This window comes from Pseudoalteromonas sp. 1181_04, assembly GCF_052850545.1.
Genome location: NZ_VXCS01000008.1, coordinates 33,094 through 46,936 on the forward strand (window position 1 = coordinate 33,094; position 13,843 = coordinate 46,936).

At 41.5% G+C, this 13,843-nt stretch carries 13 protein-coding genes; 11 read left to right on the forward strand and 2 right to left on the reverse strand.

Features of this window, described 5'->3' with window-relative positions:
- From FW757_RS08110 to FW757_RS08125, 4 genes are read left to right on the forward strand one after another with little or no spacing between them, the layout of a single operon-like run.
- On the forward strand, positions 1 to 1,977 hold the full coding sequence (locus tag FW757_RS08110; protein WP_182794775.1) for an acetyl/propionyl/methylcrotonyl-CoA carboxylase subunit alpha: 1,977 nt from the start codon (positions 1 to 3) through the stop codon (positions 1,975 to 1,977).
- Positions 1,970 to 2,881, forward strand: coding sequence for a hydroxymethylglutaryl-CoA lyase (locus tag FW757_RS08115; RefSeq protein WP_182783603.1), 912 nt, complete (start codon positions 1,970 to 1,972; stop codon positions 2,879 to 2,881). Before FW757_RS08110 ends, FW757_RS08115 begins: the two co-directional genes overlap by 8 nt.
- Before the next feature lie 54 nt (positions 2,882 to 2,935).
- The gene (locus FW757_RS08120; RefSeq protein WP_446441084.1) at positions 2,936 to 3,634 is read left to right on the forward strand and encodes a CoA transferase subunit A; all 699 of its coding nucleotides are present in this window, start codon (positions 2,936 to 2,938) and stop codon (positions 3,632 to 3,634) included.
- 12 nt (positions 3,635 to 3,646) lie between these two features.
- The gene (locus FW757_RS08125) at positions 3,647 to 4,303 is read left to right on the forward strand and encodes a 3-oxoacid CoA-transferase subunit B (RefSeq protein WP_145233269.1); all 657 of its coding nucleotides are present in this window, start codon (positions 3,647 to 3,649) and stop codon (positions 4,301 to 4,303) included.
- A 101-nt stretch (positions 4,304 to 4,404) separates the two neighbouring features.
- On the opposite strand, the gene FW757_RS08130 is transcribed toward FW757_RS08125, so the two are convergent.
- Positions 4,405 to 4,992 (reverse strand): zinc-ribbon domain-containing protein, encoded by a 588-nt coding sequence (locus FW757_RS08130; protein WP_145233268.1) that lies wholly within the window; start codon positions 4,990 to 4,992, stop codon positions 4,405 to 4,407.
- A gap of 444 nt (positions 4,993 to 5,436) precedes the next feature.
- Between FW757_RS08130 and FW757_RS08135 the strand changes: the two genes are divergently transcribed.
- Positions 5,437 to 6,315, forward strand: coding sequence for a LysR family transcriptional regulator (locus FW757_RS08135; protein ID WP_145233266.1), 879 nt, complete (start codon positions 5,437 to 5,439; stop codon positions 6,313 to 6,315).
- A gap of 153 nt (positions 6,316 to 6,468) precedes the next feature.
- On the opposite strand, the gene msrA is transcribed toward FW757_RS08135, so the two are convergent.
- Complete coding sequence (msrA, locus tag FW757_RS08140; protein WP_182719001.1) at positions 6,469 to 7,761, reverse strand: peptide-methionine (S)-S-oxide reductase MsrA; 1,293 nt, start codon at positions 7,759 to 7,761, stop codon at positions 6,469 to 6,471.
- Positions 7,762 to 7,928: 167 nt separating this feature from the next.
- On the opposite strand from msrA, the gene FW757_RS08145 reads away from it, so the two are divergent.
- The 6 genes from FW757_RS08145 (at position 7,929) to pcp (ending at position 13,800) form a co-directional block, all read left to right on the forward strand.
- Positions 7,929 to 9,446: a leucyl aminopeptidase gene (locus FW757_RS08145; protein WP_182719002.1), complete on the forward strand. Its 1,518-nt coding sequence runs from the start codon at positions 7,929 to 7,931 to the stop codon at positions 9,444 to 9,446.
- A gap of 297 nt (positions 9,447 to 9,743) precedes the next feature.
- Positions 9,744 to 10,412 carry a 5-oxoprolinase subunit PxpB gene (pxpB, locus tag FW757_RS08150; RefSeq protein WP_182719003.1) on the forward strand — a complete coding sequence of 223 codons (669 nt, stop codon included), beginning with the start codon at positions 9,744 to 9,746 and terminating at the stop codon, positions 10,410 to 10,412.
- Complete coding sequence (locus FW757_RS08155; protein ID WP_446441085.1) at positions 10,409 to 11,344, forward strand: 5-oxoprolinase subunit C family protein; 936 nt, start codon at positions 10,409 to 10,411, stop codon at positions 11,342 to 11,344. Before pxpB ends, FW757_RS08155 begins: the two co-directional genes overlap by 4 nt.
- 65 nt (positions 11,345 to 11,409) lie before the next feature.
- Positions 11,410 to 12,114, forward strand: a complete 705-nt coding sequence (locus FW757_RS08160; RefSeq protein ID WP_145233413.1) for a DUF969 domain-containing protein — start codon at positions 11,410 to 11,412, stop codon at positions 12,112 to 12,114.
- Positions 12,114 to 13,139 (forward strand): DUF979 domain-containing protein, encoded by a 1,026-nt coding sequence (locus FW757_RS08165; protein ID WP_182767437.1) that lies wholly within the window; start codon positions 12,114 to 12,116, stop codon positions 13,137 to 13,139. The genes FW757_RS08160 and FW757_RS08165 overlap by 1 nt, the downstream gene beginning before the upstream one ends.
- Positions 13,132 to 13,800 carry a pyroglutamyl-peptidase I gene (pcp, locus tag FW757_RS08170; protein WP_220491294.1) on the forward strand — a complete coding sequence of 223 codons (669 nt, stop codon included), beginning with the start codon at positions 13,132 to 13,134 and terminating at the stop codon, positions 13,798 to 13,800. Before FW757_RS08165 ends, pcp begins: the two co-directional genes overlap by 8 nt.
- Positions 13,801 to 13,843: the final 43 nt, after the last annotated feature.

The window sequence follows — 13,843 nt, forward strand, 5'->3', positions numbered from 1 at the left end:
ATGAGCACACAATCATTACAAAAAATTCTTATTGCTAATCGCGGCGAAATTGCCTGTCGGGTTATGCGTACCGCAAAGCAAATGGGCTTAACCACTGTGGCGGTTTACTCTGATGCAGATAAAAATTCACAACATGTAAAACTCGCCGATGAAGCCTACCATATTGGCGCAGCGCCGAGTAAAGACTCCTATTTGGTAGCTGATAAAATTATCCAAGTAGCACTGGATGCAGGTGCTGATTGCATTCACCCAGGTTACGGCTTTTTATCTGAGAACAGTGAATTTGCAAAGGCCTGTGAAGCCAATAATATTGCGTTTATAGGCCCACCAGCGAGCAGTATCGAAGCAATGGGCTCAAAAACCCGCGCCAAAGAAATAATGGCAGCCGCGAATGTACCATTAGTACCTGGTTATTATGGTGACAAACAAGATCCTGCGTTTTTACAAGCTGAAGCTGAAAAAATTGGTTACCCAGTGCTTATCAAAGCAGCCTTTGGTGGCGGTGGTAAAGGTATGCGCGTGGTTGAACATGCAAAAGACTTTATCAGTGCTCTACAAGGTGCACAGCGTGAGGCAATCGCCGGTTTTGGTAACGACTTAGTACTACTTGAGCGCTATGTTAATAAACCACGCCATGTTGAAGTGCAAGTGTTTGCTGATAATCACGGTAACTGTGTGTACTTAGGTGATCGTGATTGTTCATTACAACGCCGCCATCAAAAGGTGATTGAAGAAGCCCCTGCGCCTGGTTTATCTGACGAACTACGTAAAGAAATGGGCGAAGCCGCTGTACGCTGCGCACTTGCGATCAATTACCGAGGTGCAGGCACGGTGGAGTTTTTACTGTGTGGCGATGAATTCTTCTTTATGGAAATGAACACCCGGCTGCAAGTTGAGCACCCTGTTACTGAAATGGTGACTGGTGTCGATTTAGTTAATTGGCAAATTAACGTCGCCGCAGGTAACCCATTACCCATGCAACAAAGTGATATCCAATTACAGGGCCACAGCTTTGAAGCGCGTATTTACGCCGAAGATCCAAGCAATGACTTTATTCCTTGCTCTGGTACCATCAATGGCTTGTATATACCAGTTCAATCTGAGTATGTACGCATTGATACTGGGATCATGCAAGGGGATGAGATCAGTCCATTTTACGATCCTATGATCGCTAAATTGATCGTTCATGATGACTCGCGCGAGCAAGCTTTAGCACGATTAAGCACAGCCCTTGAACAATTTCATTTAGCGGGCTTTAGTTGTAATGTGAGCTTTTTACACACCCTTGCTAACCATGCAACCTTTAAGCAAGGCGCTCCTGATACTCACTTTATTGAAGAGCAAGGCGATGCGTTGCTTAAAGTTGATCAACAACACGCTGTTAGTAGCCGCATTATAGCTGCATTTAGCTATTTAACTGGGCTTAATCGTCAAGGAACTCAGAACGCATGGGACAGTCTAGCTGGTTTTAAACTCAATGCAGAAGCAACAATCAAGGTGCCATTCGTTGATAATGCGATCACTGCAACAGCTCATCAAGCGGGGTACACAGTCCGCATCGATGAGGTTGACTATACAACCTCTGGCAGCATAGACAATAACCTGTGTAGTGTATTTATCAATGGCAATAAACATATCGCCCATGTGGTTACTGCAGACAATACCATCACAGTAATGTACAAAGCATTGCAAACTACCTTTGATATTTTTGATAAACACTATATCAGTGATCACGAAAGCGATGCCCTACCGCTTGCAGCACCACTTAACGGTACCGTTGTAAAACACCTTATTGACGTTGGCAGCACCATCACAAAAGGTGATGCTGTGGTGATCATTGAAGCCATGAAAATGGAATATACGCTCACCGCCCCCCATGATGGTGTATTGCAAAGCTATTGTTTTGCAGAAGGTGCTCTGGTGAGTCATGGTGCCCTATTAGCAATTGTCAGCGATGAGAGCGCAGCAGATGAATAGTACACTACCAAGTCATGTTCGCATTGTTGAAGTGGGTGCCCGTGATGGCTTACAAAACGAGCGTGCAGTAACTACTCAAGATAAGGTAACCTTAATTAACGCTCTTGCTGATGCAGGTATTAAAGACATTGAAGCAGGCGCATTTGTATCACCGAAATGGGTACCACAAATGGCCGATTCCAGCAATGTGATCAGTGCGCTTGATTTACCTACGACTAATTTAACGGCACTTACGCCTAACTTAAAAGGTGCAGAAGCAGCCCAGGCTGTAGGTATTAAAGAATTTGCTATTTTTACTGCTGCCAGTGAAGCCTTTTGTCAGAAAAATATTAACTGCTCAATTGACCAAAGCATAGCCCGCTTTACTGATGTAATGGCCTTTGCTAAATCACATAATATTCGTGTTCGTGGTTATGTTAGTTGTGTGCTTGGCTGCCCATACGAAGGCGATATCGATCCGCAGCGCGTACTACAAGTATGTCAAAAGTTATTAGACCTTGGTTGTTACGAAGTAAGCCTAGGTGACACTATTGGCGTAGGTACCGCAAAAAAGGTCGATGAGCTGTTGGACGTGCTACTAGCTGAAATTGATAAGTCATTGTTAGCTGTTCATTTTCACGACACTTATGGTCAAGCGCTCACAAATATTTACACTGCCTTAAAGCGAGGTATAGCAACGGTTGACAGTGCGGTTGCAGGCCTTGGTGGCTGCCCTTATGCAAAGGGTGCGTCAGGAAATGTTGCCACTGAAGATGTAGTTTACTTACTACAAGGACTTGGCATAGAGCATGGAATTGATTTAGAAAGACTGGCTAAAGCTGGTTGGGCAATTTGCACGGCATTAAATAAACAACCTGTGAGCAAGGTATCCTTGGCACTTAAAAATCAAACTACTGATCAATAGTCTATATTTAGCCTTAAATTAGTAGTCATATAATTACAAATAAGGAGTGGGCCCATGGCCGGTTTCGATAAAGTGGTTTCAAGTTATGAAGCTGCAATGGAAGGCTTAAAAGATGGCGATACCATTATCGCTGGTGGTTTTGGTTTATGCGGTATCCCTGAGGGATTGATCAGCGAAATCAAACGTAAACAAACCAAAGAACTTACTGTGGTATCGAATAACTGCGGTGTAGATGATTTTGGTTTAGGTATTTTATTGCACGACAAGCAAATTAAAAAAATTATTGCCTCCTACGTGGGTGAAAATGCCCTATTCGAACAGCAATTGTTGAGCGGCGAAATTGATGTAGAGCTTACTCCGCAAGGTACGCTGGCTGAAAAAATGCGTGCCGGTGGTGCTGGCATTCCTGCTTTTTATACAGCAACAGGTTACGGTACGCCTGTGGCAGAAGGTAAAGATGTAAAAGAATTTAACGGACGCCCTTATATCTTAGAAGAATCAATCACTGGTGAGTTTGCCATTGTAAAAGCATGGAAAGCGGACCGTTATGGTAATTTAGTGTTTCGACACACGGCGATGAACTTCAACCCAATGGCCGCAACAGCAGGTAAAATTACCGTTGCTGAAGTTGAAGAAATTGTTGAACCAGGCGAACTTGAGCCAAGCCAAATTCACACCCCTGGTATTTTTGTTAATCGCGTGATCAAAGCTAACTTTGAAAAACGCATTGAACGTGTAACCACTCGCGATTAAGGAGCAATAATTATGGCATTATCACGTGAACAAGTCGCAATGCGCGTTGCACAAGAACTACAAGACGGTTATTACGTTAACCTCGGTATCGGTATTCCTACGTTAGTGGCAAACTACGTACCTGATAACATTGAGGTGATGTTACAGTCTGAAAATGGCTTACTAGGCATGGGGCAATACCCTACTAAAGCAGAGCTTGATGCAGATATGATCAACGCAGGTAAAGAAACCGTGACAGCAGCTAAAGGCGCAGCCATATTTAATAGTGCAGATAGTTTTGCAATGATCCGTGGAGGTCATGTAGACTTAACTGTTCTAGGTGCATTTGAAGTTGACCAAAACGGTAGTATCGCATCGTGGATGATCCCTAAAAAGTTGATCAAAGGCATGGGCGGCGCGATGGACCTTGTCGCTGGTGCAAAAAATATTATCGTTACTATGACCCATGCAAGTAAACATGGTGACTCGAAACTGCTAGAAAGTTGCTCTTTACCTTTAACTGGTGTTAACTGTGTGAAGAAAATAGTAACAGATTTAGCCGTGTTAGAAGTCAAAGACGGCGCATTTCATCTTTTAGAACGCGCACCGGGCGTGTCAGTTGATGAAATTATTAGTAAAACAGCAGGTAAATTACTTGTTGATGGTGAAATCCCTGAGATGGTTTTTTAATTTAACGCTCAGGTCCACCTTGTACCGACCTCATTCCCAGTGCCAATGGCGCTGAGTTACCCAAAATCCCTCGCAAGAGGGATTTTTTTTACCCATGCTTATCAATCCATCAAATAGACTCTCGTAACATCTATTTTCTTACCTGAAATTATTACAATATTCTCATCTTCTCGATATGACAATTTACCTAGTTCTTCATACCTCCAACGCCCCCAATCATTTAAATCACTTTGCCATCCTGCCCATACAATTTCCTTATCAGTAACATTACAAACATATTGCCAATTAGTCATATCAGAGTTTCTAGTATATTCAACATAGGTATGATTACCATGCTGATTGTATGCAGAAACATGAGTAAATGGTTTATGAAAAACTGTTCCTATATAAGCTCTACAGAGTCTTGATTTATCTTCAGCTGAGTAAAATTCACTTTCTTCTTTATCTGGGGCTAAAACAGCAATAACTAACAAGAATATAAAAACTATAACGGCTTTATTGAAGTGTTTATTTTGCGGAATAGTTACTAATGGAAAATTATTGTGAGTGCTCTTAGGCTCACTAGTACAAGAGGCTTTAAATGTAATTACTTCCTTTAAGCTAAGGCCACAATTAAAGCAAAACTTATTAGAATCTTGGTTTTCCTTTCCACAATTTGTACAAAACATTATCAGTAAATCCTTTTTCATTTTTCTACTATTATTGTGTTTTGTTACATTAATGTCTAATCAAGATTGGTTGTGCTTCATATCTCCACTTTATTTTTGTACACAAATAGGTATTATTACGTCACACAATTACACTAAAATTGCCCCTTCAAAGTTCATTACAAGAGTTGCATCCCTCGCAAGAGGGATTTTTTTTGGCTGCACCAATTTGTCACACAAATAGCGTATAATGCCCCATGATTGTGAAAATCACTGAAATTGCTTAAACATATAATTTAATAAGCAACGGAAATAACTTAATATATTAGCTATTTAAATACTTATAGCAGATTAAACAATCCAATAAAGTCTATTTATTAGGCATTCTGGCAAATATTACCTATTCCCATACTTTAAGCAGAGGTTTTTTGCAAATTGGGATAATAATTGCTTAACTAACGTTATTGAGAATTACTAGCAACGACTATGCAAACACCTATCAGAGGATTGCGTTCATTTTGTTTTGCGGCAAGAACGCTAAGCTTTAAAGAAGCCGCCAATCAGCTTTATTTGACTCCATCTGCTGTTAGTCATCAAATAAAGCAACTAGAAGAACAGTTAGGGATTGAGTTGTTTGAGCGCCAAACACGCTCGATCAGACTTACAGCTGCGGGGAAAAACTTTTATGACTCGGTATCACCACTTATAAAAGCACTCGAAAAAACCATTAACGAATTTAGTCAGCTGCAAGAAAATATAACCATCAGCATTACTTTGCCAGAGTTTTTTGCCAGTGAGTTATTAATGCCGAAACTGAGCGAGTGGACTGTTGAGCACCCTAAAACCAATTTACAACTAAACACCATGAAAACGCGTAAAGAGTTAACTAAACAAAGTGATTTATCTATTGTGCTGTCGTCTTCGAAGCCAATTGAAGGCGTTGTCCACGAGCTGTTTTCATTACAATACACACCGGCTTGTAATAAAGAAAATTGGCAACAGTGGCACAAAAAGCCACTTGAAGCATTACAACAAGTGCCGTTAATTTTGCACAAAGCGCGTCCTTGGGCTTGGCATCAATGGGCTGAACATGCAGGCCTTGATGACTTTTCACCCAAGCAAATTATACAAGTAGATAGTATGTTTGGTGTTGCCCGTGCAGCGCAACAAGGTATGGGTATAGCGCTAATTCCTTTGCCTATTAGTCAAACATGGTTTGACGAAGGCTGGTTGTGCAACTTTACTGATGAACCATTAGTAACCAAGGATAAATACTATTTAGTACAGCACTACCCTGGCGAGGCAAATGCACAGCTTGAGCTATTTATAAAATGGCTGCTAGACACATTTAAACACTTAAAATAAAGCGAATAACAGTGATGATCCGACATTAATTGTACTCTTATAATTTGATATACAACTCATTAAATACGATAAACCCAGCTCAATGGGTTTATCGTAAAAATAGTTTATTTTGAAGCCTTACTCTGCAATTTCCTCAGCCATTATTCTAAACTGTTAGGTGTCTTTGCGAGCGACAAAATCTAACACAGTTGCATTGATACAATAACGATCTTCACCTTTTGGGCCTTCACCTGGGAACAAATGCCCTAAATGAATACCCGTAGATTTAGATTTAATTTCAATACGTTGCATACCGTAACTATTGTCTTCATGCATGGTCACACTGTCTTTGATAGGGTGAGTAAATGACAGCCACCCGGTGCCCGATTTGAACCGATCCCGAGTATCAAACAGTGGTACACCACTGAGTTTGTCTATAAAAATACCATCCGGGGTATTTTTAAAAATATCGTACTGTTTACAAAACGGACTATCTGTACGGGCCTTAAATGCCACTGTATATGCTTCACTATCCCCTAATTTAAATGCGCCAAGTGCTTTATAAAACTCTTCGCTAGACACATAACCTTGGCGACCATAAACCTCTTTACCATCTTCTAAAAATAAGATTGTTGGGGTGGCCCAGGTCGCTGATTTAATCGTTAAACCATCAAGTTGATCGGCTTTACGATAAGTGACGGCAATGGTTCCTTGATAATCATTTAACACATCTTTTTTGAGTTTTTCACAATAAGGGCAGTAATCTCGTGAATCAATGATCACTATCTGCTTTCCTGCGAGTAAAGCCGTATTATCAACTTTATCATCACTGCGTTTTTCAAAAACAACGCCTGTTGAATGATCAGGGCAATAGCCATTAGGATTTTTAACTAAGTAGTCTTGGTGATATTCCTCAGCCGGAAAAAATACCGTTAATGGTTTTATAATGGTTTTTATAGAGCCATAACCAGCTTGGGTTAGTTTATCTTGATACTGCTGTTTTAATTCTTCAGCCAGTGCAGCTTGTTGCTCAGTAGTAGTTAAAATAATTGAACGGTACTGCGTGCCAATATCATTTCCTTGGCGATTTTTTTGCGTTGGATCATGACTTTCAAAGTAACTTTTTAATAACGTTGCAGCACTGATTATATTGCTATTGTAAGTAACCTGAACAACTTCAGCGTAATTATTTTCATCGAACTTGCGCGATGATTGGGTAATATTACGATAAGTTGCTTTAAAACCCTTACCATCTGCATAGCCTGACTTTGCATCAATTACACCAGGAAGCGCTTCATAACGTTTTTCTGCCCCCCAAAAGCAACCAGAACCAAGTACCATGGTTTCTAAATGCATTGTTGCTTGAATATCATTATCTTTTTCATTGTTAAGGGAAACACCATAACTTGCCGCACTGAACAAAATTGTTAAAGTGGTTAATTTAAGCCAATTCTTTGCTGCCAACATACTCTACCTCTTTCTATTTGTTGCTTCATTTTAGTAGACCTTGAAGCAGAACATATTATTTCAGGAATGTGGGTTATTTTATCGCTCATTATTGCGGCTTTACCGAATCCGACTTAACCTATGCGAATAAATGAGGTAAAACGTGTTTATTTAATAAAGGTACAAACATGAAAAACCTTATTGCTTTTTCTGCATTATCAATTGCCCTTGCACTTAGTACGCAAAGCCATGCTGCAGAGTTTAATTTTTCTTCCAAGCTTGATAGTAATGCACAAGCATTAGTGTTGTTTTACAGTGAGGATGGGAGCAATACCGCATTTAACTCAATCAATAAAAAGTTCAATGCTCAATTACAGCACGCTATTGAAAATGAAAGTTTTAGTGGCAAATACGCCAGTACTGTTGAATTAATTGCACCTTATAATAGTGACTATAAACGCGTGCTAATTGTTGGTACCGGTAAGCAAGATAAGCTTGATAGAGCGTTAATGACCAAACTAGGTGGTAATATTCATGCGCGATTAATGAGCAGTAAAACAACAACTGCTGCGGTTGCATTCGATGACGTTGAAGGCGTAAACAATAACAGTGTACTTAGTGCTCACTTTGCACACGGTGCAAATTTACGCGACCATCGTTTTGAAAAATATAAACAAACTCCGAACACTCACACTGTCAGTTATCATTTTGACGTTAGTAATTCCAAGCAAACAAAACGTAACTATTCTGAACTTGAAAGCATTCAAGCAGGAGTGTTTTTAGCACGTGATTTAACCTCAGAAGTGGCCAGCGAAATGACTCCTGTTGACTTTGCTAGTGCGGCAAAAGAGCTTGAGTCTCTAGGTGTAGAAATCACTATTTTAGAGCCTAAGCAATTAATAGAACTAGGTATGGGGGCACTTGAAGCTGTCGGGCGTGGCAGCGAACAAGGCGCTCGCTTAGTCGTTGCACATTACAAAGGCTCAAACGCGACCCCTATTGCTCTGGTTGGTAAAGGGATCACCTTTGACTCTGGTGGTTATAGTATCAAAACAGGCGCATCAATTGCGCGTATGAAATCTGATATGGCTGGCGCCGCCGCTGTACTTGGGACTATCAAAGCAATGGCGCTTGCAAAAGCTGACAAAAACATTGTTGCCGTTATGGGTATGGCTGCCAATATGGTGTCGCAATACGCTGTTGCCCCTGGTGATGTGGTTCGCACCGCAGAAGGTTTAAGCGTTGAGATTGTTAATACTGATGCAGAAGGACGCTTAGTATTAAGTGATGCAATGTGGTATGCACGTGAATATTTCAAGCCGGAGATCATGATAGACGTTGCCACCCTTACCGGCTCTAAAATCAAAGCCGTAGGTAACGATTATGCGGCGGTGTTTTCTGATGACGATACGCTTGTTACGCAACTCACTTTAGCTGGAATGCAAGTAAACGAAAACCTATGGCGCTTACCGCTGGGATATAAAGAAACCTTAAGTTCAGACATTGCCGATCTTAAAAACCTAGGCTCAAGTGGCCCCGGAGCAACAACGGCCGCCAGCTTTTTGCAACATTTTGCTGGTGAAACTCGTTGGGTACACATAGATATTGCAGGTAATGCACTAGCAACTAAAGGAAAAGATGAAATTTCACCAGGCGGCACAGGTTATGGTGTGCGCTTGCTCAGTGAGTGGCTGTTAAGTAATTAGCAGTAAGCTATTATAACTTAATGCATTCTACTAACATCATTAGTTGTTATAACAACTGTGGCATTATCAAACACCTACTCTAAGCAATAGTGAGTGATATGCCACAGTTTTTTATAGTCTGACTCACATATCTAGTTTACGTGTATTAGTCCAGAACATTCCATAACCAAACTAATGTGTTTGCGCTACACTGGGTAATGTTAATATTGCAAGGTTGTTAACTAGTCGCATCGCTATAAACATTTCATACGTTATATGCTAGTTTGAGGTATTCAAGAATAATAAATACATTTGGCTATGGATCAACAAACTATCTCTCCAACTATTAGTGTCCTCAGTAATAACAGCATATTGCTTGATGCCACTGCCCTAAACGATGACAGTCTGAGCATTCAAAAAAAAATCTGGGCACTAGTGCAACAATGCAACACCAGCGACGCCTTTATAGATGTAGTACCCGCAATGAACTCGCTGACAGTTTATTTAATAGACCCTACTTCGCTTGCTCACTGGCAAGCTCAGTTAGCACTTTGGTGGGCAAATATAAATCCGCACTACTATCAGGGTAAGCATCATAAAATTATTACCCAATACGGTGGTGACTATGGCCCAGATCTAGACTATGTAGCTGAGTATCACAATTTATCGCCACAACAAGTAATTGATATACATAGCCAAGGGCATTATCAAGTATTGTTTTTAGGCTTTCAGCCAGGCTTTGCATATTTGCACGGTCTGAATAGTCAATTACATACTCCGCGCAGAGCACAGCCGCGAACTCGAGTGCCCAAAGGTTCGGTTGCCATTGGCGCTAATCAAACCGCGATTTACCCAGCTGATTCGCCCGGTGGTTGGCATATTATCGGCCACAGTGATTTTGCATTATTTGACAGTGAAAATACTCCACCATGCGCAATACAACCAGGCGATACGCTGCAATTTATTACTAAGGAGTCGGTATTATGATCACCGTAATAAAGCCCGGAATGCAAATGACGATTCAAGATCTCGGCCGTCATGGCTATCGTCATTTAGGAATTGCCCAATCTGGTGCGCTTGACCCTTATGCAATGATCATTGCCAATCGTTTAGTGGGCAATGATGATAATCAAAGTATTATTGAGATCACTTTAGGCTTAGCGCAATTACAGTTTCAATGTGCCACTGTTATTGCGCTGCATGGCGCTGATATGCAAGCAAAGCTTGATGGAGTAAGTATTTATCCCGGCTGGAGTTATCCAGTAGAGCAAGGACAAACACTGACATTTGCCACAGCTCGGCAAGGTTTTCGCAGCTACCTCGCAATTAAAGGCGGCATTGATTGTCATGCAGTGATGAATTCAACAGCCACCGATATTGCAGCAGGTTTTGGTGGCCTAACGGGCGCGCCTTTACAAGCCAATGATCAAGTCCCAATCACGCCATTTGATGGCAATTGGCCGCAACGTGGAGCGATTGCCCCCGCTAAGCGCAGTGTGATCCGCGTCCATTCAGGCCCACATCAACAATTACTATCACAACAATTTAGTGATTTTTTTGCCCAGACGAAATGGCAAGTCAGTCCGCAAAGTAATCGTATGGGAGTAAGGCTCAGTACGGAACATAATCAATTAATGCATACACATTCATTGCCTTCTTTAGCTGTTAGTCCGGGCTCTATCCAACTAACACCCAGTGGTGAGCCTATCGTATTGCTAAATGATGGCCAAACAACCGGAGGATACCCGCTACTTGGTACTATAATAAGTGCGGATCAACACCAATTTGCACAACTTAAACCTGGTGACTTTGTAATATTTGAATTCGTCAACCTAGCAGCTGCAAATACTGCGCAGCGAAAACTTGACGCTCACTTACAACAATTGACTATTGCACTAAAAAACTTGAGCATCAGATAACCAATCACTAAATAAAAGCTCAGCTTAATAAATAATAATAAACACAGCACAGTGTAGGAACTATGATGTTTGATCTTAATTATTGGCCATTAATTGGCATTCCAGTGGTTGTGCTAGGATTTGCCTTGCGCTTTAACCCACTGATTGTAGTAACCGTTGCTGGCCTTGCAACTGGTTGGGCGGTAAATTTAGATATCCTCACCCTTTTGCAAACCTTTGGCGAGAAGTTTATGAACTCTCGTCAACTGGCCAGCTTTATTCTTATTTTACCCGTTATCGCACTGCTAGAGCGCTATGGTTTACAACAGCATGCGAAAAACTGGATTGCACAAATTCAAAGTGCCACCAGCGCACGTATATTAGCCCTGTATTTTATCGTTCGAGAATGCTCAGCAGCCCTTGGGTTATTAAGCCTTGGCGGTCAAGCACAAACTGTTCGTCCATTATTAGCCCCCATGGCATTAGGTGCCGCGACCAATAAACACGGTGAGCTGCCAAAACCCATAAAAGACATGATCAGCGCCCATGCAGCTGCCGTTGATAATATTGCGATGTTCTTTGGAGAAGACATTTTCATTGCTTTTGGTGCTGTACTATTGATGGATGCCTTCTTAAAGGAAAACGGCATTGCCGGTATTGAACCGCTGCATATTGGTTTATGGGCTATTCCGACCGCCATTGCCGCACTCATTATTCATTTATTTAGATTATCTCGTTTAGAAGCAAAAATAGCTCTGGCTGTTGCTCACTACAAACAGCAGGAAGTGTGATGAGTAAAGTACTAACAACCGATGTAACTAACTCAAACGCTACAATTATCACCATTGAGAACATTTATTTATTAATTGGTCTCGTTGTGATGTTTTTAGTTGTTCGAACGCTGCAAGACAAAAACCATCCAAAAAGGCTCACTACAGCATTATTTTGGTTGTTATTTGGTAGCAGTTTTTTATTTGGTGATGTATCGATTGCCTTGTTCGGCAAAGCCAACACTTATTTATGGGTTGGTGTGAGCGTAGTATTAATTGCCCTGTTAGCGGGCTTAAACCTAGTAAGCATGGGCAGTTATCAACCACTCACTGAACAGCAACAAACACAATCGGCCTCTCGCCTGGGCAATAAATTATTTGTTCCCGCATTAATGATACCCGTGATCACGGTATTACTGACTGTTTCTTTTGATGGTATCGCAATTGGTGATTATTACTTACTTGATCAACGTCATTTAACTCTCGCATCGCTCACTATAGCGTGTGTGTCTGCGCTACTTATTGGCTGGAAAATTACTGGGGGAAATCCGATTGAAGCTGTCACTGAATCCCGTCGGCTGCTAGATTCTATCGGTTGGGCAGCAATACTGCCACAAATGCTAGCAATGCTTGGTGGCGTGTTTATTGTGGCGCAAACAGGAGACTCAATTAAAGAGTTGGTTACTTTATTTATAGCGCCAGAGAATCGTTTTATGCTGGTGGTGCTGTATTGTGTTGGCATGGCGTTATTTACCATGGTGATGGGAAATGCGTTTGCTGCATTTCCGGTAATGACTGCGGGTATTGCTATGCCTTTTTTAATCGAAGGTCATGGCGCCAGCGCCGCACCACTGGTAGCAATTGGGATGTACAGTGGTTACTGTGGAACGTTAATGACGCCAATGGCAGCAAACTTTAATATCATTCCAGCGGCATTACTCGACCTAAAAGACAAATACCATGTTATAAAGGTGCAAATACCTACTGCGCTGGCCTTATTAACGGTCAATATTATTTTAATGTATATGGTGGTTTTTAATGACTAAACTGACATCAAGCATGCCCTGCGTATTGATAACTGGGTTTGCACCATTTGGCGGCGAATCGCTCAATCCGTCGTGGCAAGCGGTAAGCAAACTCGACGAACATTTAATCGCTAAGCACCGAGTAATAGCCCTTGAGCTACCGTGTGAGTTTAATACCTCATTAGAGGTGCTTTATAAAGCCATAGAGCAGCATCATCCGGTTCTAGTATTATGTATCGGCCAAGCCGGTGGCCGCAGTGAAATAAGCATAGAGCGTATCGCGATTAATATTGATGATGCCCGAATTAAAGACAACGCAGGAAAGCAACCCATTGATCACCCCGTCGTCAATAATGCCCCTGCTGCTTATTTTGCACAATTACCTATCAAACGCATGTTATTAGCACTGCAACAAAGTGAGATCCCAGCCGCCATTTCTAATACAGCGGGTACATATGTGTGTAATCACGTTATGTATGGTCTATTACATCATATCAATGAGCATGAACCACACATCAAAGGGGGCTTTGTACATATCCCTTATTTACCAAGCCAAGCTGTGCACCATAATGGCGCACCGAGTATGAGCGAAGAAACCGTGCTAAGCGCGTTAAAAGTAATGATCAACGAAGCTATTGTTGCAAAACAAGATGTAAAAGTCGCGGCTGGCACCACCCACTGACCAATTTGGTGCATCAGCGGCCATGCTGGTGCATAAATTATTC